At 60.9% G+C, this 23602-nt stretch carries 23 protein-coding genes; 22 read left to right on the top strand and 1 reads right to left on the bottom strand.

Going from position 1 to position 23602, the window contains the following annotated elements; translation table 11 throughout:
• Positions 1 to 82 precede the first annotated feature (82 nt).
• The 8 genes from ACX9NZ_RS04330 to rsfS all read left to right on the top strand — a co-directional run bounded on the left by ACX9NZ_RS04330 (position 83) and on the right by rsfS (position 6990).
• On the top strand, positions 83 to 1960 hold the full coding sequence (locus ACX9NZ_RS04330) for a TIGR03960 family B12-binding radical SAM protein (protein ID WP_407496346.1): 1878 nt from the start codon (positions 83 to 85) through the stop codon (positions 1958 to 1960).
• Complete coding sequence (locus ACX9NZ_RS04325; protein WP_407496344.1) at positions 1957 to 2796, top strand: TIGR03936 family radical SAM-associated protein; 840 nt, start codon at positions 1957 to 1959, stop codon at positions 2794 to 2796. The genes ACX9NZ_RS04330 and ACX9NZ_RS04325 overlap by 4 nt, the downstream gene beginning before the upstream one ends.
• A 97-nt stretch (positions 2797 to 2893) precedes the next feature.
• Positions 2894 to 3262 carry a 50S ribosomal protein L21 gene (rplU, locus tag ACX9NZ_RS04320; RefSeq protein WP_294122069.1) on the top strand — a complete coding sequence of 123 codons (369 nt, stop codon included), beginning with the start codon at positions 2894 to 2896 and terminating at the stop codon, positions 3260 to 3262.
• Positions 3263 to 3301: 39 nt separating this feature from the next.
• Complete coding sequence (gene rpmA, locus ACX9NZ_RS04315; RefSeq protein ID WP_006721167.1) at positions 3302 to 3559, top strand: 50S ribosomal protein L27; 258 nt, start codon at positions 3302 to 3304, stop codon at positions 3557 to 3559.
• Positions 3560 to 3773: 214 nt separating this feature from the next.
• On the top strand, positions 3774 to 5198 hold the full coding sequence (gene obgE / locus ACX9NZ_RS04310) for a GTPase ObgE (protein ID WP_294158627.1): 1425 nt from the start codon (positions 3774 to 3776) through the stop codon (positions 5196 to 5198).
• Position 5199: 1 nt separating this feature from the next.
• Positions 5200 to 5880 (top strand): nicotinate-nucleotide adenylyltransferase, encoded by a 681-nt coding sequence (gene nadD / locus ACX9NZ_RS04305; protein ID WP_118653897.1) that lies wholly within the window; start codon positions 5200 to 5202, stop codon positions 5878 to 5880.
• Positions 5864 to 6466: a bis(5'-nucleosyl)-tetraphosphatase (symmetrical) YqeK gene (yqeK, locus tag ACX9NZ_RS04300; protein WP_294122073.1), complete on the top strand. Its 603-nt coding sequence runs from the start codon at positions 5864 to 5866 to the stop codon at positions 6464 to 6466. Before nadD ends, yqeK begins: the two co-directional genes overlap by 17 nt.
• A gap of 59 nt (positions 6467 to 6525) precedes the next feature.
• Positions 6526 to 6990 carry a ribosome silencing factor gene (gene rsfS / locus ACX9NZ_RS04295; protein WP_118653895.1) on the top strand — a complete coding sequence of 155 codons (465 nt, stop codon included), beginning with the start codon at positions 6526 to 6528 and terminating at the stop codon, positions 6988 to 6990.
• A gap of 54 nt (positions 6991 to 7044) precedes the next feature.
• Here the strand turns inward: rsfS and dinB are convergent, their stop codons facing one another.
• Positions 7045 to 8373, bottom strand: a complete 1329-nt coding sequence (gene dinB, locus ACX9NZ_RS04290; RefSeq protein WP_233546191.1) for a DNA polymerase IV — start codon at positions 8371 to 8373, stop codon at positions 7045 to 7047.
• Positions 8374 to 8622: 249 nt separating this feature from the next.
• Here dinB and rpsP point away from each other — a divergent pair, with 249 nt between their 5' ends.
• The 14 genes from rpsP (at position 8623) to ACX9NZ_RS04220 (ending at position 23540) form a co-directional block, all read left to right on the top strand.
• On the top strand, positions 8623 to 8979 hold the full coding sequence (gene rpsP / locus ACX9NZ_RS04285; protein WP_006721173.1) for a 30S ribosomal protein S16: 357 nt from the start codon (positions 8623 to 8625) through the stop codon (positions 8977 to 8979).
• Between the two features lie 2 nt (positions 8980 to 8981).
• A complete protein-coding gene (locus tag ACX9NZ_RS04280) occupies positions 8982 to 9293 on the top strand; it encodes a KH domain-containing protein (protein ID WP_294158622.1) in 312 nt (103 codons plus the stop codon).
• On the top strand, positions 9241 to 9813 hold the full coding sequence (locus ACX9NZ_RS04275) for a ribosome maturation factor RimM (protein WP_366465285.1): 573 nt from the start codon (positions 9241 to 9243) through the stop codon (positions 9811 to 9813). Before ACX9NZ_RS04280 ends, ACX9NZ_RS04275 begins: the two co-directional genes overlap by 53 nt.
• 18 nt (positions 9814 to 9831) lie before the next feature.
• Positions 9832 to 10599 carry a tRNA (guanosine(37)-N1)-methyltransferase TrmD gene (gene trmD / locus ACX9NZ_RS04270; RefSeq protein WP_407496338.1) on the top strand — a complete coding sequence of 256 codons (768 nt, stop codon included), beginning with the start codon at positions 9832 to 9834 and terminating at the stop codon, positions 10597 to 10599.
• Positions 10599 to 11156: a signal peptidase I gene (gene lepB, locus ACX9NZ_RS04265; protein ID WP_407496336.1), complete on the top strand. Its 558-nt coding sequence runs from the start codon at positions 10599 to 10601 to the stop codon at positions 11154 to 11156. The genes trmD and lepB overlap by 1 nt, the downstream gene beginning before the upstream one ends.
• Positions 11157 to 11255: 99 nt before the next feature.
• Positions 11256 to 12173 carry a glycine--tRNA ligase subunit alpha gene (locus ACX9NZ_RS04260; protein ID WP_294158615.1) on the top strand — a complete coding sequence of 306 codons (918 nt, stop codon included), beginning with the start codon at positions 11256 to 11258 and terminating at the stop codon, positions 12171 to 12173.
• Positions 12174 to 14264 (top strand): glycine--tRNA ligase subunit beta, encoded by a 2091-nt coding sequence (glyS, locus tag ACX9NZ_RS04255; RefSeq protein ID WP_294158613.1) that lies wholly within the window; start codon positions 12174 to 12176, stop codon positions 14262 to 14264.
• A gap of 453 nt (positions 14265 to 14717) precedes the next feature.
• Positions 14718 to 16397, top strand: a complete 1680-nt coding sequence (locus tag ACX9NZ_RS04250) for a ribonuclease J (protein ID WP_294158611.1) — start codon at positions 14718 to 14720, stop codon at positions 16395 to 16397.
• Positions 16398 to 16533: 136 nt separating this feature from the next.
• Positions 16534 to 19035 carry an FtsK/SpoIIIE family DNA translocase gene (locus ACX9NZ_RS04245; RefSeq protein ID WP_407496373.1) on the top strand — a complete coding sequence of 834 codons (2502 nt, stop codon included), beginning with the start codon at positions 16534 to 16536 and terminating at the stop codon, positions 19033 to 19035.
• Positions 19036 to 20400 (top strand): helix-turn-helix domain-containing protein, encoded by a 1365-nt coding sequence (locus ACX9NZ_RS04240; protein ID WP_294158606.1) that lies wholly within the window; start codon positions 19036 to 19038, stop codon positions 20398 to 20400.
• 38 nt (positions 20401 to 20438) lie between these two features.
• Positions 20439 to 20936, top strand: coding sequence for a YajQ family cyclic di-GMP-binding protein (locus ACX9NZ_RS04235; protein WP_294158604.1), 498 nt, complete (start codon positions 20439 to 20441; stop codon positions 20934 to 20936).
• A gap of 9 nt (positions 20937 to 20945) precedes the next feature.
• Positions 20946 to 22283: a 30S ribosomal protein S12 methylthiotransferase RimO gene (gene rimO, locus ACX9NZ_RS04230; RefSeq protein ID WP_294122106.1), complete on the top strand. Its 1338-nt coding sequence runs from the start codon at positions 20946 to 20948 to the stop codon at positions 22281 to 22283.
• A 3-nt stretch (positions 22284 to 22286) separates the two neighbouring features.
• Positions 22287 to 22940 (top strand): CDP-diacylglycerol--glycerol-3-phosphate 3-phosphatidyltransferase, encoded by a 654-nt coding sequence (gene pgsA / locus ACX9NZ_RS04225; protein ID WP_294122108.1) that lies wholly within the window; start codon positions 22287 to 22289, stop codon positions 22938 to 22940.
• A gap of 96 nt (positions 22941 to 23036) precedes the next feature.
• Positions 23037 to 23540, top strand: a complete 504-nt coding sequence (locus ACX9NZ_RS04220) for a CinA family protein (protein ID WP_407496332.1) — start codon at positions 23037 to 23039, stop codon at positions 23538 to 23540.
• Positions 23541 to 23602 lie beyond the last annotated feature (62 nt).

The following is a 23602-nucleotide window of genomic DNA, read 5'->3' as shown; positions in this document are numbered from 1 at the left end:
GGTCGGGCGTGCCCAAATGGCACCCACGCCCGATACACACCGGAACCCGTGTATCCGTTTCGACCTGTTAGGAGACATCGCCGTGCGCGTTGCCTACGAAAACCGCTTCTCGGAGCTCGAGCCGCTTTTGGCACGCGTCGAGAAGCCCACGCGCTACATCAACCACGAATGGGGTGCTCTGTATAAGCCTGAGGCCGAGCACCGCTGTGCACTCATCTACCCGGATGTCTATGAAGTTGGTCTGCCCAACCAGGGCATTGCCATCCTGTACCGCAACCTCAACGAGGCAGAGGGCCTTTCCTGCGAGCGCGGTTACATCCCTTGGGTCGACATGGCCGATGAGATGCGGGCCGCCGGCATCCCGTTGCTCTCACTTGAGGGCGCGGCGCCCATCGCATCCTTCGACGTGGTGGGATTCCACGTCCCGCACGAGATGGCCTGCACCAACTACCTCGAGGGCCTCGACCTCGCCGGCATTCCGCTGCATGCGGCTGACCGCGGCGAGGACGACCCCATCGTCATCTGCGGCGGACCGTCCGTTTACAACCCCGAGCCCCTCGCGCCGCTTTTCGACTGCATGATGATCGGCGAGGGCGAGGAGCAGATCGTCGAGTTCTGTCAGCGTCATCGCGAGCTGCGCGACGCTGGTGCCTCCCGTCACGAGATGCTCCGCGAGCTCTCGAAGATCGGCGGCGTCTACGTCCCCTCCCTCTACGAGGTGCGCCACGACGAGCCCTGCTCGCCTCACGGCTACACGGTCCCGCGAGAGGGCGAGGACGTGCAGCCCGTGGTCTACAAGCGCGTGGTCAAGGACTTCGGCGCCACCAACCCCGTGCCCCAGGCTGTCGTCCCCTACATGCAGATCGTCCAGGACCGCCTGTGCGTCGAGGTGCTGCGCGGCTGCGCCCGCGGGTGCCGCTTCTGCCAGGCCGGCATGACGTACCGCCCGGTGCGCGAGCGCTCCGCCGACCAGGTGGTCTCCGCCGTGACGGGCGGGCTCGCCCATATGGGTTACGACGAGGTCTCCCTCAACTCCCTCTCCACCACCGACCATTCCAAGTGCGCCGAGATCTTGAACCGCCTAAACAGGCGACTAGGCGATACCGGCATCTCCATCTCCGTGCCGTCGCAGCGCCTCGACTCCTTCGGTGTCGACATGGCCGCCGCCGTGGCGGGGGAGAAGAAGGGCGGTCTCACCTTCGCACCGGAGGCGGGCAGTCAGCGCATGCGCGACATCATCAACAAGAACGTGACTGAGGAGGACCTCGAGCGCGCCACCCGCGCGGCCTTCGAGGCCGGCTGGCGTCGCATCAAGCTGTACTTCATGATGGGGCTGCCGGGGGAGACCGACGAGGATATCGTCGCCATCGCCGAGCTCGCCGACCACACGCTCGAGATCGCGCGCGAGGTCGTCCCCAAGGAGCAGCGTGGCGGCATCTCCGTCTCCATCTCGGTGTCGGTGTTCATCCCCAAGGCCCATACCCCGTTCCAGTGGTGCCCGCAGCTCGATGACGCCGAGGTGAAGCGCCGCCAGCAATTGTTGTTCCACTCGGTCAAGAACCGTGCCGTGCGCATCCACTGCCATGACGCCGCTACCTCGCTCGTCGAGGCGGTCATGAGCCGCGGCGGGCGTGATATCGCCCCCCTCATCGAAGGCGCCTGGAGGCGCGGCCAGCGCTTCGACGCGTGGACCGAACAGTTCGAGCTCGAGCGCTGGGAGGAGGCGGCTGCCGAACTCGGCATGGACTTGAGGGCGCTCGCCCAGGAGTCTTTCGAGCTCGATTGGCACCTTCCCTGGGAGCATGTGAGCCCCGGCGTGTCCCGCGGGTTCCTCCTGCGCGAATATCGCCGCTCCCTCGAGGGCGTCATCACGCCCGACTGCACGCGCGAGTCCTGCACGGGCTGCGGTGTGTGCCCGACCCTGAAAGCCGATAACGTCTTGGTTGGTGAGCGCGCATGACGAACGCATCCGAGCCCACGCTTTTCCGCCTCCGCGTGGCCTATCCCAAGTTGGGGCGCCTCAAGTATCTGGGGCATCTCGAGTTGATCCACACCGTCGAGCAGATCGTGCGCCGCGCCAAGCTTCCCTATGCGGTTACCCAGGGCTTTTCGCCGCATATGCGCATCGCCTACACCTCCGCGCTGCCCGTGGGCACGTCCTCCACGGCCGAGTATTTCGACGTGTATCTGACGGAGCTTGTTCCCGCCGAGGTCGCGCTGAAGCTCCTGCAGGGCGCTGCCCCCGTCGACCTGCGTCCCCTTGGCGCGGCGTACGTGGAGCTTCGTCGCCCGGCGCTCACAGCGGAGATCAACGAAGTCCACTACCTACTTGAGGTTTTCGTCAACCCCGGGTTTTCCGTGACGGACGAGGCGGTCTCGCAGGTCCTCTCTGGGTGGTATGACCAAAGCGCCGAGATCCCGTATCGTCGAGGCAAGAAGACCAAATCCCTGGACGTTCGCCATCTGCTCAAGGGCTGCAGCCACCGCGTTATGCCCGATGGTCGCATCTGGCTCGAACTCAACACACGCTGCGACAACGAGGGCTCGCTTCGCCCCGAGATTATCGTGGCCGCCCTCGATCAAGCGCTACGTGGGCTTGAGCCGGGCGTCGACGAGGAGATCGTCTCCACCGGTATTCAGAAGCTCATGACTATTTCGTCGTATAATGTCGAGCGCTGCTCACAGCGTATCCGCATAGACGACGCGAGTGAGGTCCACCCGCTGGGCCATGAGCTTGAGGCACCACAGGGGAGCCTTACGGCGCGTAGCGCAGCGGAGGCTTTGTCGAACCTGTGAATATGCAGGGAAAACGTTGTATTAATCCGTTGACGTGCCACAAACCACCTGATACCATATCCGACTGTTGCACAACTGATGCATGAAGGGCAAGAATATGTACGCAATCGTTTCTACTGGCGGCAAGCAGTATAAAGTCGCCACCGATGACGTCATCACCGTCGAGAAGATCGAGGGCGAGACCGGTTCCAAGGTCGAGCTCGAGGTTATCTTCCTCAACGACGGCAAGAAGATCGTCACGGATCCTGCCAAGCTCGCCAAGGCTAAGGTCACTGCTGAGATCCTGGAGCAGTTCAAGGGCGAGAAGCAGCTCGTCTACAAGTTCCACAAGCGCAAGCGCTATCACCGTCTCAAGGGCCATCGTCAGCAGCTCACCAAGCTGAAGATCACCAAGGTCCAGGCCACGTCCCGTGCCGCCAAGAAGACCACCAAGGTCGAGGAGCCCGAGGCTCCCATCGCCGAGTAGACGCACCATTTGTAAGTAGTTAGAGAGCAGGTACCTGACATGGCACACAAAAAAGGTCTCGGTTCCTCCCGCAATGGTCGCGACTCCCGCGGCCAGCGTCTGGGCACCAAGCGTTTTGACGGTCAGACCGTGAAGGCCGGCGAGGTTCTCGTCCGCCAGAACGGCACCCACATCCACCCCGGCGAGAACGTCGGCCGTGGTAAGGACGACACCCTCTTCGCGCTTGTCGAGGGCAAGGTTAAGTTCACCAAGGGTCTTAAGCATCGCGTGAACGTGTACCCTGCCGTCGAGGCGTAATTCACCCTTTTTGCATTTGCATCTTGAGCAAGGCTCTCGCTTGGTGCGGGAGCCTTGTTTTTATGTGTACCCGCGAGTTCTGCCACTGGGGACGCACGCCTTTGTGGCGCAGTCTTTTACTATGGGATACATTGATGCGCTGCGTGCCAAAGGGGTACGTCCCCATTGGCACGCGCGTGGCTATATTCGATTGATCTTACAAGGAAGGGGCGCCATGTCCCAGTTCACCGACATTTGCCGCATCAACGTCAAGGGCGGCGACGGCGGCGCGGGCTGCATGTCGTTCCGCCGCGAGGCGTTTGTGCCCAAAGGCGGCCCGGACGGCGGCGACGGCGGTCACGGCGGAGACGTCGTCATCCAGGCCGATGCCCAGCTTTCCTCGCTTATCGATTATCGGTTCAAGCACCACTTCCGCGCCGAGGCGGGCACGCATGGCAAGGGCTCCAAAAAGGACGGTGCCGATGGTCGCGACCTCGTGCTGAAGGTCCCCATGGGTACGGTTATCCGTGAGCTCGATCCCAGCACGATGGAAGCGAGCTATGAGATAGCCGACCTCACGCATGATGGAGAGCGCGTCATCGTGGCCCCGGGTGGCACGGGTGGCTTGGGTAACCCGCATTTCGTCACCTCCACGCGCCGTGCCCCCGCGTTCGCCCAGAAGGGCGAGCCTGCCATCGAGCACTGGATCGAACTTGAGATGAAGCTCATGGCCGATGCCGCACTCGTGGGTTTCCCGAGTGTTGGTAAGTCTTCCCTCATTGCCCGCATGAGCGCCGCTCGTCCCAAGATTGCCGACTATCCGTTCACCACGCTCGTGCCGAACCTCGGCATGGTCCGCGCGGGCGAGTACTCCTACGTGGTTGCCGACGTCCCCGGTCTCATCGAGGGCGCTGCCGAGGGCAAGGGTCTGGGTCACCAGTTCCTTCGTCATGTTGAACGTACGGCGCTCATCTTGCATGTGGTCGACATCACGGGCAGCTACGAGGGACGCGATCCGCTCGAGGACTATCGCATTATCAACGATGAGCTGCGCCGGTACGCCTCTGAGCTTGCGGATCGCCCGCAGATCGTCGTGGCCAATAAGTGCGATGCGAGCGGTATGCAAGATCGCGTCCAGGCCCTCAAGCAGGCAGCGCTCGCCGACGGGCACGAGTTCTTCGCCGTCTCCGCCCTCACCGGCGCCGGCCTTCAAACGCTCATGCTCGCTTGCGGTGAGCGCGTGAGTGAGCTGCGTCGCGCCCTCGCCGAGGAGCAGGCGGCTGCTCCTGCGTTTGATGATGAGAAGTGGGAGCGTGCTCGTAAGGCCCGCGACAAGCGGTTCCACGTTGAGCAGGAGGAGCTGGGTGCCTGGCGCGTCACCGGCACCAACGTTGAGCGCATGGTTGTGCAGACCGATTGGGAGAACGAGGAGGCCATCATCTATCTCCAGCACCGTATGGCGCGTATGGGTGTGGACGATGCGCTTATCAAGGCGGGATGCAAGAACGGCGACGAGGTACGCATCCTGGGTTACGCCTTTGACTTCGAGGGCATTGAGGATGACGATGCCGAGGATGAGTTCAACGACCTCGAAGGCCTTGTCGAGGTTGTGGATCTTGACGATGCGCCTCTCGGCGGCGATACCGAGGATGCTGAGTAGGATGGAGACTCCCAGCCGCTTGCTGCCCTCGCTTGGCTCAGATTCCAAACGAATCTATCGCCTCGGCATCATGGGCGGCACGTTCGACCCCATCCACTACGGGCACCTGGTGACCGCCGAGCAGGCTCGCGAGGCGCTTGACTTGGACCTTGTCCTGTTTATGCCTGCTGGTTCGCCGGCGTTCAAGCAGGACAAGCGTGTGAGTGACCCCGAGGACCGTTACGCCATGACGGTCCTGGCGACGGCGGCCAACGCCGCGTTCTACGCGAGCCGCTTCGAGATCGACCGTCCGGGCGTCACGTACACCGTCGACACCTTGAGTGAGCTTCGCCGGCACTATCCAGATAACGTCGAGCTGTATTTTATTACCGGAGCCGACGCCATCATCGACATTCTGGCATGGCACGATGCCGACCGTCTCGCCTCACTCGCGACTTTGATCGCTGCGACCCGCCCGGGGTACGACATCGAGACCGCTAAGTCGCGCATCGCCGCCTCGGGCATCGATTTCGACGTTCGTTACATCGAGATTCCCGCGCTCGCCATCAGCTCCTCGAACATTCGCGAGCTCGTGGCCTCGGGAAAGAGCGTCCGCTATCTGACGAGTGAGTCCGTGATGGGGTATATTCGCAAGAACGATCTGTACGTACAGGAGGGGAGCGGCAATGGCCATGGTGCATGATCAGACCGCCGAGCTCGAGCGCGTTCGCAACATGCTCGAGGTTCGAATGAAGGAAAAGCCTCGGCGTTATCAGCATTCGCTCGGCGTTGCCCGTACGGCCGTGGACCTCGCTCGTGCCTACGAAGTGGACGAATACCATGCCGCATTTGCCGGGCTTACGCATGATTGGGACAAGGTGCTGGATGATCATGAGCTGCTTGCCCGTGCCGCCCAATACGGCGTCAAGGTGACCGGATCTCCCACGCGCGCGGTCGGCCTGTTGCATGGGCCCGTCGCCGCCCACGAGCTGCCGCATATCTTTGAAGGCATCGCTCCCGAGGTGTGCCAGGCGGTCGCCCGTCATACGGTAGGGGCGATCGACATGACCCCGCTCGATATGGTCGTGTTCATTGCCGATGCGATCGAACCGGGTAGACGTGGCGATTATGCCGAGCGTCTGCGCGCTCTGGTGGGGTCAGCGCCACTGGAAGAACTGTTCTTCCAAACGTTCGCCCAGGGGCTTGTGTATGTTATCTCCACAGGTCGCTATCTGTACCCAACCGCAATTGACATCTATAATGCGTACGCAGTGAAACGTTCGAGATAGCGCCCGTGTGTCATGTGGGGACGTATCCCTTGGCACGCTTTAAACATGAAAGGTATTCAATGTCTGATATGACCGATGCCCAGCTTCTTGAGTATGCCGCCGGCTTGAACGCCAAGCCCGTTGAGGATGGGGAGGGCCCTGCCTCCGTTGATCGCTCCTCCGCCTCGCTTTCCTCTTCTGGCGTGCCCGCGATCGAGGTCGCTCGCGCTGCGGCTGACGCCGCCTCCTTCAAGGGTGCCGAGGACATCTGCATCATCGATCTTACCGAGCTGTCCGACGTGTGCGATTACTTCGTGATTGCCACCGGCAGCAACACGCGTATGGTCGACGCCATTGTCGATGAGGTCGAGGAGCAAGTTGCCAAAGCTTGCGGCGAGCATCCGTTCTCCATTGAGGGGCGCGAGGAGCGCAATTGGATCCTCATGGACTACGGCTCGGTTATCGTGCATTCCTTTACGCCTGAGGCACGCGAGTACTATCGCTTGGAAAAGCTCTGGGGCGATGCTCCCGTCGTCGAGCTGTAGAGCCCTCCGGCCGTGCGGTGCAATTGGGGACGTACCCCACTTGCACCATGCCGGCTAGTCGGTCGGTTTGTTTTGGTTGAGGAACTTGGCAGGGTCGACGAGGTCGCCGTTGAAGCGGGTGGCGCGGCCGAAGCTGACAGCATCGGTACCGAATTTCTCACGCACAGCGTCGAGCGTCACAGCCAGATCGCGCTTGTCGCTCGCCATGGCGCCCCGCTCGTCAACCTCGCAAAACAAATCGGTCTGGATACCGGCACCGTCGATGCCGAAGTCACTCACGCCTACACCGGCTAGGCGCACGTGCGTGCCCACGCTCCAGATACTCTCAAGCAGTTCGCAGGCAACGGCTCCGAACACGTTCTCGTCGTCGGTCGCATGGGTGAGCTTGCGCTGAATCGTCCGCCCCTCGCCGAAGGAGTACTTGAGCTTGAGTGTGACGGTTCGGCCCGCGAGGTTCTTACGGCGCAACCTTCGCCCTACGGATTCGGAGAGCAGGTGGATCGCCGCCTTCACGTCTGTTACATCCGTGAGGTCCCGAGAGAACGTCCGCTCGTTGCTCACCGACTTCACGTCCTCGGGCGCATCGATAGCGGAGACTTCGCTCACTTCCCGTCCAGCAGCGCGTAGACGCACCAGCTCGGCATTGACGCCGAAGATGGGGGAGAGAAGCGTATTCGAGGCTCCAGCGAGCTGCCCGAGTGTACGGATGCTCACTTTATGAAGGGCACTTTCCGCAGCCTTGCCGATGCCGCTCATGGCTCGGACGGGCAGTGGTGCCAAGAAGCCTTCCTCGGTGCCGGGAAGCACCACGGTGAGACCGCGTGGCTTTTCGCGCTCGCTGGCGATTTTTGCCACTGTCTTATTACGGCCCAGGCCAATTGAGCAGGTGATTCCCAGCTCCGCCACACGGTCAGAAATCCGACGGGCGATGGCTATTGGGCTTTCGCGGGTAAAACGTCCAGGCGAGATGTCGAAAAATGCCTCGTCGATGGACACTTGTTCCACGTAGGGAGTCTCGTCTGCCAAAATCGCCATGACCTGCGTACTCATCTCGCGATAACGCGCGAAATGCCCTGGCGTCCAAATGGCATCGGGGCAGAGGCGCGTTGCCTGCGCCGAGGACATGGCGGAATGGACGCCGTACGTACGTGCCTCATACGAGCAGGTGGAGACCACGCCGCGTTTCTCGGGGCTGCCACCCACGATAACCGGCTTGCCGCGCCATTCGGGATGATCGAGCTGCTCCACGCTCGCGAAGAACGCATCGAGGTCCAAAAGCCCGATGGCGGGGCCACTCCATGTGCCAAAGAGCACATCGGAAAACGCCGCAGAATCGAGGGCTTCGTCGTTGCCATGCCAAAGGGGCGCGTTTCCAAAGGACACGTCGTCTTCAAAAGAACCGTATGTATGTTCGATATTGCTCATACGATGAGTATAGCCAAAACACGGGATGTACGCTGCGTGAAAGCGAGATTCCACCCTTGCATTCCCGCAAATCTTAGATAAGATACTGGATTGCTTGCGACTTATCTGCACGAAGCCGGTCTCAAATGCTTCCCGTCAAGTCGTTGGGCGAAAGTATTTGTCCTGGTAAGGAATGCAGCGAGAAGCTGCGCAGAAGAAGGAGTTTGCATGGCTGTCAAGATCCGCCTCGCTCGTCATGGTTCCAAGAAGCGTCCGTACTACCGCGTCGTCGTCGCCGATTCCCGCACTCGTCGCGATGGTCGCCCCATCGAGGAGGTTGGCCGTTACAACCCCATGACCACCCCCAAGACCATCTCCCTCGACCTTGAGAAGATCGCCGACTGGCAGTCCAAGGGCGCTCAGCTCACCGACGCCGTCGCCGCTCTGGTGAAGGCCGCCAACGAGGGTGAGAAGGCCGCTGCAGCCCCCAAGAAGTCCAAGAAGCAGCTTGCCAAGGAGGCCGAGGAGGCTGCTCGTAAGGCCGAGGAAGAGGCTGCTGCCGCCGCTGAGGCCACCGAGGAGTAACGGTGTCCGAGGATCTGATCTCCGAGACCTTCGATGACGAGACCGTCGAGTTCGATGAGGGCGAGGAGCTCGTCTCCGATCGCATCGCCGATCTGGTCGAGTATCTGGTCGTCAACATCGTCGATGATGCTGACGGTGTGAGTCTCGAGGTCATCGACGGTGCAAGTTCCTCCACCATTGAGGTGACCGTCTCCGAGGGCGACGTCGCCAAGGTGATTGGGCGTCACGGTCGCACCATCAAGGCCATACGCACGCTCGCGCGTGCCCTCGCCGCTCGACTCGACACTTCCGTCGAGGTCGAGGTCATGGGCTAACGTCGTGCCGGCCTCGTATAAGAACATAGCCCGTGTGGTTCGTCCACATGGCACCAAGGGGGAGGTTCTCGTGGCTCCGCTGCGAGGCCTTCCCTTTTTACTCAGCGAAGGGATGCGCGTCCATCTGACGCCCCCCGCCCTCAAGCGGGAGCGAATCTCGACCGTGGAAGCGGTGTCCGAGACGGCAGATGGCGGCCGCGTGCTCTTTTCTTGCGCGCATGACCTGGATGCCGCCGAGGGTATTGCCGGTTGCTACGTCCTCGCCAGCTGTGCCGATTTCGAACTCGGTCCGCTCGACGCCGCATTCGAAGATCTCGTTGGCCGATTGGTCGTTGACGAGCGCCATGGTTCGCTCGGGCATATCGCCGAAGTCATGGAGACGCCCGCGAATGACGTCTGGGTCGTTGAGGGCCCCGATCATGGCGAGGTCCTGATTCCCGTCATCGATGATGTGGTCAGCACGATTCCGGCGGAGGGCCCCATTTCTGTTCGCGTTATGGACGGTTTGCTCGACCTGTAAATCACGAGGGGAGTGCTCATGCTCATCGAGACCCTCTCGGTCTTTCCCGAGCTTTTCGAACCCTATATGTCCACCTCGATTATGGGACGCGCTCGTGCTCGTGGCCTTTTCGACTTCAAGAGCTACGACCTGCGCGATTGGACGCACGATCGTCACCGCACTGTTGACGATGCGCCCTTTGGCGGAGGTGCCGGCATGCTCATGAAGGTCGAGCCGCTTCACGACGCCATCACCGACATCTCTTCTCGCGGTGATGTCCGTCCGTGCGTGGTATTTTTCACGCCCTGCGGCGTGCCGTTCACCCAGCATGTCGCAGAGCGTCTCTCAAGCGTCGAGCGCATCTTGTTCGTATGCGGTCGCTATGAGGGCATGGACGAGCGTGCTTACGCCCTGGCCGATGAGCGTCTTTCGATTGGCGATTACGTCCTTACGGGCGGCGAGCTTCCCGCGCTTGTGGTGAGTGACGCCATCATCCGTCTTTTGCCGGGCGCCCTCGGCAATGACATGGGAAGCGTCGATGAATCATTTTCCACCTGCGAAGATGGCGGCCTTCTCGAGTATGCCCAGTACACGCGTCCCGCCGACTTCAACGGTAACGCCGTGCCCGAGGTGCTGCTTTCAGGCGACCATTCCAAGGTTGATGCCTGGCGCCGCGCAAGCGCCCTCGAGCGCACGTGCCGGTGGCGTCCCGACCTGATCGAATCCGCACGCCTTACAAATGGCGAGCGCGTGCTCGCCACTGAGCTCATCACACGTTTCCATGGCTCCAAGGCAGGGGAGGCTTAATGTCTGAACGTCGCGGCATACTCTCGACCATCGCCGAATGGGTTGGCGTCTTTCTCATCGCCTTCGCGGTGTTCGCCCTCATTCGCACCTTCGTTTTGTCCCCGTTTACCGTTCCAACTGGGTCGATGGAGCCCACCATACAGGTGGGCGATACCATCTTCGCGCAAAAGCTCACGTTGAACTTGGGGCACGATGTCGAGAACGGCCAGATCGTCGTATTCGAGAATCCGGTTGCCGGCACCGAGCACGATATTCTCGTTAAGCGCGTGATTGCGCAGAGTGGACAGACCGTCGACCTGATCGATGGTGTCGTCTACATCGATGGATCTCCGCTTGATGAGCCCTATGCCCAGGGGTCGAGTTATGAGCTCGTGACCCAGGCGCCTGGCGTCGAGGTGAGTTTTCCCTATACCGTTCCGGATGGCTACATTTGGGTCATGGGTGATAACCGGGAGAATTCCGCCGATTCGCGCTACTTCGGTCCCGTGCCTAAGGAGAACCTCATTGGCATCGCCTTCTTCCGCTATTGGCCGATTGACCGAATTGGAACCTTGTAGCACGTATCGGGGACGCGTCGCAGGTGGCACGCCATATCCGGTAATCCTGCTAAAATAATCACTTGTTTGACCGTACGATTGAAGGGGAGCAACGCCAAGATGAATCCGAATGCGTTGACGTTCCAGGACATGATCCTCAAGCTCGAGGCCTATTGGGCCGGCCACGGCTGCACCGTCATGCAGCCCTATGACTCCGAGGTCGGTGCCGGTACCTTCCATACCGCAACCCTCCTGCGCAGCTTGGGTAAGCAGCCCTGGCGTGCCTGCTATCCGCAGCCCTGCCGCCGCCCCGCCGATGGCCGTTACGGCGAGAATCCCAACCGTATGCAGCACTATTACCAGTTCCAGGTGCTCATCAAGCCGAGCCCCGAGAACTCCCAGGAGCTGTATCTCGATTCCCTCACCGCCATCGGTCTCGACCCTGCCGAGCATGACGTGCGCTTCGTCGAGGATGACTGGGAGAGCCCGACGCTCGGTGCCTGGGGTCTGGGCTGGGAGGTCTGGCTCGATGGCATGGAGGTCACGCAGTTCACGTACTTCCAGCAGGTTGGCGGCATTGAGTGCGATCCGGTGCCCGTCGAGATCACCTACGGTCTCGAGCGTATCGCCATGTACGCGCAGGGCGTCACAAGCGTGTACGACCTTGTGTGGAGCTACCTGCCCGATGGTACGCCCATGACCTACGGTGACGTTTTCCTCGAGAACGAGCGGGAGTTCTCCGCGTACAACTTTGAGATTGCAAACATCGAGATGATGCGTCAGAAGTTCGATGATTTCGAGGCCGAGTGCCACAGCTGCCTCGATGCCAAGCTTCCGCTGCCTGCGTACGACTGCGTCATGAAATGCTCGCACAGCTTCAACATCCTCGATGCACGCGGTGCGCTTTCGGCAACTGAGCGCGCAGCCTATATCCTGCGTGTGCGTACGCTTGCCAAGGCGTGTTGTGAGTCGTATCTCGCCGAGGTCGCCGGTGATGCCGCCGTCGAGGCTTCCAATCAGAAGGGGGAGGTGGCGTAAATGGCCGGTACCCGTGATTTCCTATTCGAGCTTGGCGTCGAAGAGATGCCCTCCGCTCCGCTCAACAACGCCGTCAAGCAGCTCAAAACCCTGATTTCCAAGGGTCTGGACGATGCTGGACTGGCCCATGGTGACGTTCGCATCATTTCTTCGCCGCGTCGTCTCGCTGCATTGGTGTTAGACGTCGCCGAGGCGACGGAGGAGATTCACTCCGTTCTCCGCGGGCCTTCCGCAAAGATCGCATTCGACGCCGAGGGAAATCCCACCAAGGCGGCCGAGGGTTTTGCCCGCAAGAATGGCATGACCGCCGCGGAGCTCGTCCGCCGCGAGGACGCAGACGGCACCGAGTACGTCTTCGCTGAGCAGAACACGCCTTCCGAGCCCGCTGTTCCGATTCTTACCCGCGTGTGCGAGGATCTCATCCCTGCCATTCAGTGGCCTAACTACCGTAGCCAGCGGTGGGGGAGCGAGCATGCCACGTTCGTACGTCCGGTGCGTTGGATCTGCTGCCTGTTCGGAGAGGAGGTCGTGCCCGTCTCCTTTGCAGATGTGAAGAGCGGCTCCACCACGCGCGGTCATCGCGTTTTGTCGCCTGGTGAGCACGTTGTTTCCAGCGCCGCGTCCTACGAGCAGGTTCTCGAAGCGGCGCATGTGCTCTCGGCCGAGCGCCGTGAGGAGGTCATCCGCGCTGGTATCGCTCGTGTCGAGGACGAGCTCGGCGTGCGTGTGGACACGCCCACGAAAATCTTCGATGAGGTTGTGAACCTCTGCGAGTGGCCCACGGTTCTGGTTGGCCATTTCGACGAGGAGTTCCTCGCCGTGCCCTCCGAGATCATCTGCGAGTCTATGCTCTCCAACCAGCGTTATTTCCCCACCTACGATGCGGAGGGTAAGCTCACCCGCGCTTTTGTGGTCGTCTCGAATGCCGATCCGGCCGTGAGTGAAACGGTTGTCGACGGCAACGAGCGTGTGGTGCGCGCCCGTCTGTACGATGCAAAGTTCTTCTACGACGAGGACCTCAAAATCGATCTTGAGGAGTTCCGTGCTCGCCTGGCAAACGTTGGTTTCCAAAAGAAGCTCGGTACGGTCCTGCAAAAGTCCGACCGTATGGAGGACCTGGCGCTCGCCATCGCCAACGAGGCGCATTTGGGCGCGCATGCCGCCTCCGATGCCCAGCGTGCCGCTCATCTCGCTAAAGCCGACCTGGTCTCCTCGGCTGTTGTCGAGTTCACGAGCCAGCAGGGCGTGATGGGCGGGTACTACGCCACCGCCGCGGGTGAGGAGCCTGCTGTCGCCGCTGCGATTCGCGATCATTACCGTCCGCGTTTTGCCGGAGACGAGCTGCCCGAAGGTATCGCCGGATGCGTTGTCGCCGTGGCCGACAAGCTCGACACCATCGCGGGCATGTTCGCCATTGGCGAACCGCCCACCGGCTCCAAGGACCCCTTCGCGCTTCGTCGTTCCGCAATCGGCGTGCTGAACATCCTTCGTGATCGTTTGGGCTGTGGCTACGAGGCGATTGTCGATGCTGCGCTCGATGGGTACTTGGAGCAGGGACTTGCATTCGACAAGGACGAGGTGGAAGCTTCCGTGTGCGCCTTCATTAAGGGTCGCATGGAGCAGATGGTCCGCGATGAGAAGGTCTCCGCCGATACCGTCGCCGCCGTTTCCGCTGGCAGCGTCACTGTGCCTGCACAGTACTTCCAGCTCGCCCACGCCCTTGAGGACGCCCGTGCCAACGATCGCGAGGCGTTTGACAACCTCGCCACCGCCTATGCCCGCGCCGCCCATCTTGCCGATGCCGTGCTTGGCAGCGAGGTCGATTCCGCGCTGATGGGCGATGCTGAGAGAGTCTTGCTCGAGGCCACGGATGCCGCCCAGGCCAACGTCGATGTGGCACGGTCCGCCAAGGACTTCACTGCGGTAATCGCCGCTCTTGCGGCCCTGCGCGAGCCTATCGATGCGTTCTTCGACGAAGTTATGGTCATGGATGAGGATGAGGCCTTGCGTGCAAACCGCCTGCGCCTCCTCAACCGCTTTGAATCGGTCTTCGCCGGCATCGCCAACATCGGCGAGATGGCCCGCAAGTAGCGATTAGCTGGGTCTGATCCCGTCGCTCCGCCCTCGTACCTATCATTCCGTGCTCAAACAGCACTTGCGCGAACTGCGCGCGGAACGATAGGTGCGAGGGCGGAGCTCTGGCAATTCACTCTCAATCAATTGCGATTTGATGTGATGATTGAGGTGAAGCCTTTTCGATATCCCTCCCGGTCCGGGGCTTACCATCCCGCGCGCAGTTCCGCACGAGCCGAAGGGTCCTGTGGACCCTTCGTGCGAGCCAGGACTGTTCGAGCACGGGATGATTTGCCCCGGACCGGGAGGGGCGTAGTTCTTTTGGTGGACTTTTGTCCTGCCGTTGCAAGCCCGTTACAATAAAACGGGATGCGCCGGACCTCTCGAACCGACGTTGGTTATTTAGACCAGTACGATGGGTGCGCCCCATCGTTTTTGTATGAAGCTCAAACGAAAGGAAACAATTCGCTTATGGCAAACAACAAGAAGACCTCTTCTGCCGCGCTCAAGGTCATTCCCCTGGGCGGCCTTGACGGTATTGGCAAGAACATGACCGCCTTCGAGTGCGGTGAGGACATGGTTCTTATCGACGCGGGCCTCATGTTCCCCGACGACAATCAGCCCGGTATCGACCTGGTCCTGCCCGACTACACCTATGTACTCGAGAACGAGCACAAGCTGCGTGGCATCATCGTCACGCACGGCCACGAGGACCATACCGGTGCCCTGCCGTATCTTCTCCAGGACCTCAACACCAAGGTCCCCATCTTCTCGAGCAAGCTCACGCTCGGCTTCATCGAGGGAAAGCTCTCCGAGTTTCGCATCCGCGCGCCCAAGTTCCGTGAGGTCAAGGGCGGCAGCCATGTCAACCTCGGCTGTTTCTCGATCGAGTTCTTCTCAACGACGCACTCCATTCCCGGCGCGCTCGGCGTGTTTCTCAAGACGCCGGCGGGCACCGTGGTGCATACGGGAGACTTCAAGCTCGACCAGACGCCCATCGACGGTGTGACGCCCGACTATGGCGCCATCGCCCGCTTTGGTAAGCAGGGCGTCGATCTGTTGCTGTCCGACTCCACCAACGCCACGGTCCCTGGTTTCACCAAATCCGAGGCGGAGGTCGGCCCCTCGCTGCTGCATATCATCAAGAACGCCAAGGGACGTGTGTTCGTCGCGTCCTTCTCGAGCCATATCCATCGTCTGCAGCAGATTTGCAACGCCGCCAAGAAGTGCAACCGCAAGATCGTGGTCACGGGTCGCTCCATGCTCACGAACACGCGCGTCGCCCGTGAGCTCGGGTACCTAAACGTTGACGAGCACGACCTTGTCGATGCTTTCGACATCAATGGTCTGCCCGAGGATAAGATCGTGGTCATGTGCACCGGCTCCCAGGGCGAGCCGCTCTCGGCGCTTTCCCGCATGGCCAACGGCGAGCACAAGACGCTCTCCATCCATGAGGGCGATACGGTGATCATCTCCGCAACGCCTGTCCCCGGCAATGAGAAGGCCGTTCAACAGGTCGTCAACAGCCTCGCAAAGCTCGGCTGCGACGTGTACGACAAGAGCCGTGCGCTGGTGCATGTCTCCGGCCATGCGAGCCAGGAGGAGCTCAAGCTCATGCTGGCGCTCACCAAGCCCACCTTCTTCATGCCAGTGCACGGTGAGGCCGTGCATCTGCGCGCGCATGCTGCCCTCGGAGAGAAGATGGGCATTCCCTCTAAGAACATCTTCGTCGTCGATAACGGCGACACGCTCGAGATGCGCGATGGCCGCGTCAAGCGCGGGCGCGCCGTCGAGTCCGGCGTCGTGTACGTCGATGGACTCCGCATTGGCGACACCGATCCCATCGTGCTGCGCGACCGTCAGAAACTGGCAAGCGATGGCATGGTCACCGTCGTCGCCATGCTCGATATGAAGCGCAAGAAGATCGGCGATCTCGAGTTCTCTGGACGCGGTGTCTCGTTCCCCATCGATGACCAGTTCTCCGCCGACGCCTCCGCCGCCATCCAGCGCGCGATCGAGAAGGGTTCGTTCAACTTCTCCAGTTCGGGTACGGATGCCATCCGCAAGGCTGTCCGCGACGCGTTATCCAATTTCATCTGGAACAACAATCGCACGCGGCCGATGATCATTCCGGTCGTCATGGAGGTGTAGGTTGCCTCGCGCAAACGCAGCCACGAACAAAAAGGGAGGTGCCGCGGGCAAGCGCGCCGGTGCCAAGCAACCGTCGCGCAACCTTCGCGCGAATGGTTCGAAGGCGGCCGTGCAAGAGCCCGCCTTCGAGCCGTTGATGGATTCATCCGTCGGCCGCGATATCACGGGGATCGTGCTCGCGGTCGTCGCCGTCGTATCCTTCATCGCCGTCGTCTCGCCCTCTTCGGCACCCGTCTCGCACGCAATAGCCAGTTTTTACCACCTCGGTTTCGGCCTTGGTGCCTATGTGCTGCCGTTTGTACTTCTTATGTTCGCCGGCGGTCTATTTTTGCGTGAGAAGACCCCGCTGAACGCGCGCACGCTCGCCGGCGGCGGGCTTATGTTCGTTTGTGTGCTTTCCATGCTTTCGCTTATGGTTCCTGGAACCGATTACGCAACCGCCGGCATGTTCGAGACCGCCGCGCTTATTACGTCCGGTGGCTATTTAGGTGCATTCATCGCCAGCGCGCTTCAAGCCGCGCTCGGCAAGACGATTTCGATGGTGGTCCTGGTCGGCCTCGTCATCGTCGGCCTTGTGATAATTGGGTTCTCCGTGAGTTCCTTTTTCGAGATGGCCGCAGACCGTGCGCGGAGACTCGCCGAGCGCCGTTGTGTGGATGTGAATGACATGCCGTGGGGCGAGGACGCCGAGCACGCCCAGGCCCAGCGTCGCAACCCTTCCTCCCGCGGTGGTGCTGCAGCCGATCAACAAACGCTTTTCGATGATCTCGATACTGCCGAGACCACGTTTTTGGGCGCGCGCGAGACGAGTGTGCTTCGCCCGCCCGTCGATGATGAGGTTGATGAAGATCCCTTCGTCGATGTGAGTGAGCAGGTCGCCGCAGAGCAGGCTAAAACGACGCTCATTCCCGTTCGCGAAACGTTCATCGATGAGAAGCGGGACAGCGAACCGGACACCGCGGCCGATGATGAGCCTGACGCTGCCGATCCCGATATTCCTCCGTTCGATGCGGCGGATACTCCAAAGGGGCCGGCAATTCCCGAGTTCCTCAGGAACGCCAACGCTTCTGCTGACAGCCCTGAGCAGGCCGCTATGTCTTCCGTGCGTGACGCCTCGGACGATACCGCCACGGCAGAGGGAGAGTTGCAGCTGCCTCCGCTCAGCATGCTGCGCCATAATCCTCATTCCGCATCTTCCGCTTCGTCTGAGGGGGAACTTGAGCAGACTGCCAACTCCCTGCAGTCCACCCTCAACGAGTTCGGCCTTCATTCCCGCGTTGTCGGTTGGATATCGGGCCCTACTGTCACCACCTTCAAGGTGCAGCCCGGTGAGGGAGAACGCGTGAGCCGTATCTCCAATCTCGAGGACGATATCGCGCTGTCGCTCGCCGCCCAATCGGTCCGCATCTTCGCCCCGATTCCCGGCACCTCGCTCGTGGGCATCGAAATTCCCAACGCGAAACGGCAAAACGTCAACCTCGGCGACGTGCTGCCTTACGTCCAGGGTGGTCCGCTCGAGCTCGCGATCGGTAGAGATGCCGAGGGCCAGCCCATCGTGGCCGACCTCGCCAAGATGCCCCATCTGCTCATCGCGGGTACCACGGGCTCTGGTAAGTCCGTGATGATCAACTCCATTATCATGGCCCTGCTCATGCGTAGCTTGCCCGAGGATGTGCGCCTGATCATGGTCGATCCTAAGCGCGTGGAGCTATCCGGCTACAATGGGTTGCCGCACCTGTATGTTCCCGTCGTGACGGAGCCCAAGCAGGCGGCGAGCGCCCTGCAGTGGGCGGTGTCCGAAATGGAGCGGCGCCTCAAGGTGTTTGAGCGCCTGGGGGTCCGCAAGATCTCGACGTTCAATGAGAAGCAAGCGGCGGGAGTATTCGAGCATTACGACAATCCGCCTGCCAAGATGCCTTATCTCGTCGTCATCATCGACGAGCTCTCCGATCTCATGATGGTGGCTGGCAAGGACGTCGAGGCTTCGATTGTCCGCATCGCCCAGCTCGGACGCGCGGCGGGTATCCACTTCATCGTCGCCACGCAGCGCCCCAGCTCCAACGTCGTGACGGGCCTCATCAAGGCGAACATCACGAATCGCATCGCGTTCAATGTCGCGACGGGAATCGACAGTCGCGTCATCATCGACCAGATGGGTGCCGAAAAGCTCACCGGTTACGGCGACATGTTGTTCTCCAAGGTTGATTGGGGCAAGCCCAAGCGTATCCAAGGCTGCTTCGTATCGGACGATGAGATCAACAGTGTCGTCGAATTCGTCAAGGAGCAGGGCGTGCCCGACTATCACGAGGAGATCCTCTCTGCAGTCGCCCCGGCGACGATGTCCGGCGGCGGGGGAGGATTTTATAACGAGGCCCTGAGCGAAGATGACCCCCTGCTATGGGATGCGGCACAGATCGTCGTCGAGACCCAGCTCGGCTCGACCTCTGGTCTGCAGCGTCGTCTCAAAGTAGGATATGCCCGTGCTGGGCGCATCATGGATATGCTTGAAGAGAAGGGCATCGTCGGGCCACCCGATGGGTCTAAGCCTCGCGAGGTCCTTTACGACGAGGAGGGGCTTGCGGCTCTTCGCGCCGTCGAGGAACCCTTGAGCGAAGATGAGATTTTTGGAGGGATGTAAATGAGCCGTCATTTCGGCGACATGCTTCTAGAGCGCCGTCGTCAGATGGGCGCCTCAATCCAGCAGGTCTCCAATATCGTAAAAATTCGTCCGCAGATCATAGAGTACTTCGAAACGGAGAATTTCGCCGCCATGCCCCCGCGCGGGTATGCCCAGGGGATGATCTCGAGCTATGCCCGTTATCTCGGCCTCAACCCGCGTGACGTCATCGAGGCGTATTTCGATGCGCTTCATGAGTATGAGCACGGTGGTGGGAGCGTGGGACGTTTCCAGGATGCCGCCGCAGATGCCAGCCCGCGTAGCTCGAACGCATCGGGCAGGTATATGATGGTCAACTCGACGACGACATCGCGTTTTGCACAGCGACCGCCGCAAGCGGGGTATGTGTCCGAGGCCAATTCATCGCATGAACCCCTGTCCTCTTCACGGTTGCGACCGGCCACCAGCCGCCGTCCCTCACCGGATAGGGGATATGACCCCTCGCTTCGTTCTCGCACGAATGGAAGGGAGGGTGCCTACGGGCCCGGTGGCCGTTCGTCCGACGGGATGGCGCCGTGTGGCGGTCGCCGCCCGCGATATGCCGGCGACCCGCGCGATCCGCGCAGGGCGGCATATGGTCAGCAACGCAATCGTTCCGATTCGTATGGCGATCCCCGTCGAGGGAATGGGGCGCGTGGGGGCGGAAGGCCTCCGCGTTCCGGTGGCGCTCCGCACCGCGCCCCCCAGCCTTCATTCGATCCACGCATCCTCTTGGCTGCTGGTGCCATCCTGCTGGTCTTGATCGTTCTTTGCGTGACTCTTCTCCTACGTGGGTGCACGCCCAAGGAAGATGCGAAGGCGGGTTCGAGTACCCCGAGCACCTCCCAGGTCGATACGGGTCAAGACGACGGCACTGAGGATGCGTCCTCTTCTGATTCCAAGGTGGACGCCTCTCAGGACTCAGAAGGCGGTGGCACAACCGATGGTAAAGATTCCGCGAGTAGCGAGCCCACGGAGACGGTCGTGAAGGTCGCGCTCAAGGAAAAGGGCACGGTTGCCTGGGTCGAGGTCAAGCTCGATGGCAAAATCGTCCTCGGCAAGCAGGTCGTTGGCCCCTTTGAGCAGGAGTTCACCGTATCCAGCCAGATTGACATCACCACGGATTCCCCGAGTGACGTTGCCGTTTACAAGAACGGGGAGAAAGTCCGCTACGATACCAAGGTGTCCGGTGTCGGGAAGGTGTCCATCACCGCTCCCCAAACGGATGAATCCGACGAGAAGGTCGTCGACAGCGATGGAGACGGCACGCCAGACATGACCGCAGCGGAGGCTAAAGAGGCGGGCATCACCGTTTCCGATGGCAGTTCGTCCAGCGAATCGCAGTAACCCCGCCCGCACGGGCGCATGAGATAAGGAGCCGCACCATGGCAAAAGATTCCAGCTTCGACGTCGTTTCCGAAGTCAATATGCAGGAGGTCGACAACGCCTTCCAGCAAACCTCACGCGAACTTGCACAGCGCTACGATCTGAAGGATTCAGGCGCCACGATCGAGCTTTCCAAGGCCGACAAGCTCTTTACGCTCAACGCACCTGCGGATTTCGTCGCTCGACAGATCATCGATGTGCTTTCGGGCAAGCTCATTAAGCGCGGCGTCGACGTCAAGGCGGTCAAGTGGGATGATCCCCAGGCGGCTTCCGGTGGCTCCGTCCGTCTCCTCGGCCATATCGTCGAGGGAATCGACCAGACGACTGCCAAGAAGATCAACAAAGACATCAAGGACCAGAAGCTCAAGGTCAAGGTCACCATTGAGGCCGATAAACTTCGCGTCTCGAGCGCCTCAAAGGATGCCCTCCAGCAGGTCATCGGCTTTTTGCGCAATCAGGACTATGGTCAGCCGCTTCAGTTCACCAACTATCGTTAGGATCATGTGATGGCCCACGCCTCTCTTCTTTACATCACGCTCGGCTGCGCCAAGAACGAAGTCGACACCGACCGTATGCGTTCGCTTTTAAACGGTGCGGGCTACGAGGAGGTGTTCGAGGCCGCAGACGCCGATGCGGTCATCATCAACACGTGCTCGTTCCTCGCTTCGGCCACGTCTGAGAGCATTGAGACCACGTTGGCGCTCGCCGAGGATGTCGCCGATGGCGTCCGCGACACGAGGATCGTCATGTGCGGCTGCGTTCCCTCTCGATACGGCGACGAGCTTCCCGAAGAGCTGCCGGAGGTTGCCGCGTTCGTCCGCACCGATGAGGAGGACGGAATCGTCGCTGTCATGGACGAAGTCCTTGGCATCGAGCGCGATTCGCTTCCGTTCATTCCTACGGTCAAGCGCACGGTGGAGAGCGCCGTCGCCTACGTCAAGATCTCCGATGGCTGCGATCGCTTCTGCAGCTTCTGCGCGATTCCCTATATCCGCGGTCGGTACAACTCTCGTACGGCTGAGAGCATTCTCGCCGAAGTTCGCGACCTCGTTGCGGGCGGTGTGCGCGAGATCGTACTGATTGGCCAGGATACGGGCATCTGGGGGAGCGATTTTACGGGAGAGGTCGAAGGGCCTGCCAACTTGGCCCAGCTCATGGTCGCCGTCGCAGAGGCTGTTCGTCCCCATCATGTTTGGGTGCGCGTGCTCTATCTCCAGCCCGAGGGGATGACGGATGAGCTCATTGCCGCCATTCGCGATACGCCCGAGATCTTGCCGTACATCGATATTCCCGTGCAGCACTGCAATGCGCGCATTCTGAAGGCGATGCACCGGAGCGGCTCGACAGAAGAGCTTTCCAAGTTGTTCGCAACGCTGCGCTCCCAGATTCCCGGCATGGTCATCCGCACCACAAGCTTGGTCGGCTTCCCTGGTGAGACCGACGAGGAGGCTGAGGAGATGCTCGCCTTCATGGACCGAGAGGGCTTTGATTACACGAGCGTTTTTCCGTATTCGCCCGAGGAAGGTACGCGCGCTGCGAAGATGGAAGGCCAGGTTCCCGAAGACATTAAGCTCGAGCGCACGCAGGCTGCCATGGACCTTGCCGAGTCTCTCGGCTTTGCCGCGACCGCTGCGCGTGTGGGCGAGGTCGCCGAGGTCATCGTCGATGGTATCGAGGAGACCGATGAAGGCCCCGAGCTCATCGGCCACGCGTGGTTCCAGGCCCCCGACTCCGATGGCGCGGTCCATCTCGAGGTGTCCGAGGCTGCCGTGGGCGATATTCTAAAGGTAAGGTTTACCGACAGTTTCTGCTATGAGCTCGTCGGAGAGGTCGTTGAGGAGTAGCGCATGGCCGTAAACGCCAAGGGCAAGGAGATCACGAGCATCTGGACGCCCGCCAATGTCATCACCTGCGTGCGCATCGTGTTCATACCGCTGTTCATGATCGCGAGCGAGGCTTCGTTCAGCGCCATGCAGGGGTCTAACGGTTCCGCCTCGACCGCTGCTGCCACCTGGGCATTTTTCGCGTTCGCTCTATACTTGATTTTGAGTGCCACCGACAAGGTCGACGGCGATTTGGCTCGCAAGCGCGGCGAGGTTACCGATTTCGGTAAGTTCCTCGATCCCATCGCGGACAAGCTCCTCGTGTTCTCCGCGCTTCTTATCTTGCTGGAGCACGGCTTCGTGAATGTGTGGTTCGTCTTCATCATCTTGCTGCGTGAATTCTTGGTCAGCGCCCTTCGTATGGTGGCGAGCGCCAACGGCGAGGTCATCGCAGCGGATAAGCTCGGTAAATGTAAGACCGCCGTTACCATGGTGTCACTGTGCGCCTTCCTGCTTGCCATCGCTCTGACGTTCTGGACCTCTCCGGCTGGTGTTTCGCAGGTCGCCCTCATAGTCCAGATTGTTGCCAGGGCTACAATGGTAGCTGCCGTGGTACTCACCGTCGTTTCGGGTGCCCAGTACTTCTGGAACGCCCGCCACGTGATTTTCCGCGTGTAGGACTGCTGTCTAAGATTTGATGTGATTCGCCCTGTGCCCTCTTGTGGGCGCGGGGCGAATCACATGAGCGGTCCTTTGTCATCGAAAGGAAGGGTCATGGATAGACTCACGCTGGATCGAGAAATCGTCGACCGTGCTCAAGAATTGGTTGAGAAGGCGACCGCGCGGGGTGTGACGGTCGCGACGGCCGAGTCGTGCACGGCGGGCATGGTCGCCTCGAGCATCGCGGGGATACCCGGTGCCAGCACCGTGCTTCGCGGTGGCGCGGTCACGTATTGCGATGAGGTCAAGCATCGCGTGTTGGGCGTTCCCTGCGAGGTGCTCAAGGAGTTCACGGCCGTGAGCGAACCGTGCGCCCGCGCGATGGCGGAAGGTGCCCGGTCCCTTTTCGATGCGGATATTGCTGTCAGCCTTACGGGGTATGCCGGCCCCGGTGGGGGAACCGAGGACGACCCCGCCGGTACCGTATATATCGGAGTATGCGATCGCGGGGCGACACGCTGTGTGCGCTGTTCGTTCGAGGGCGACCGCAATGAGGTACGCGCACGTGACGCGCTGTTTGCGCTGGATGAGTTGATCAACTGCTGCTCGTATATGTGAATTACGAGGTCTTTTGACTGCCCATAGCCTCGAGTTGACGTCTGGTCGCGCTGCCCTACCTG

Source organism: Collinsella sp. BM28, assembly GCF_054551995.1.
This window is presented reverse-complemented; position numbering and strand designations above follow the sequence as displayed.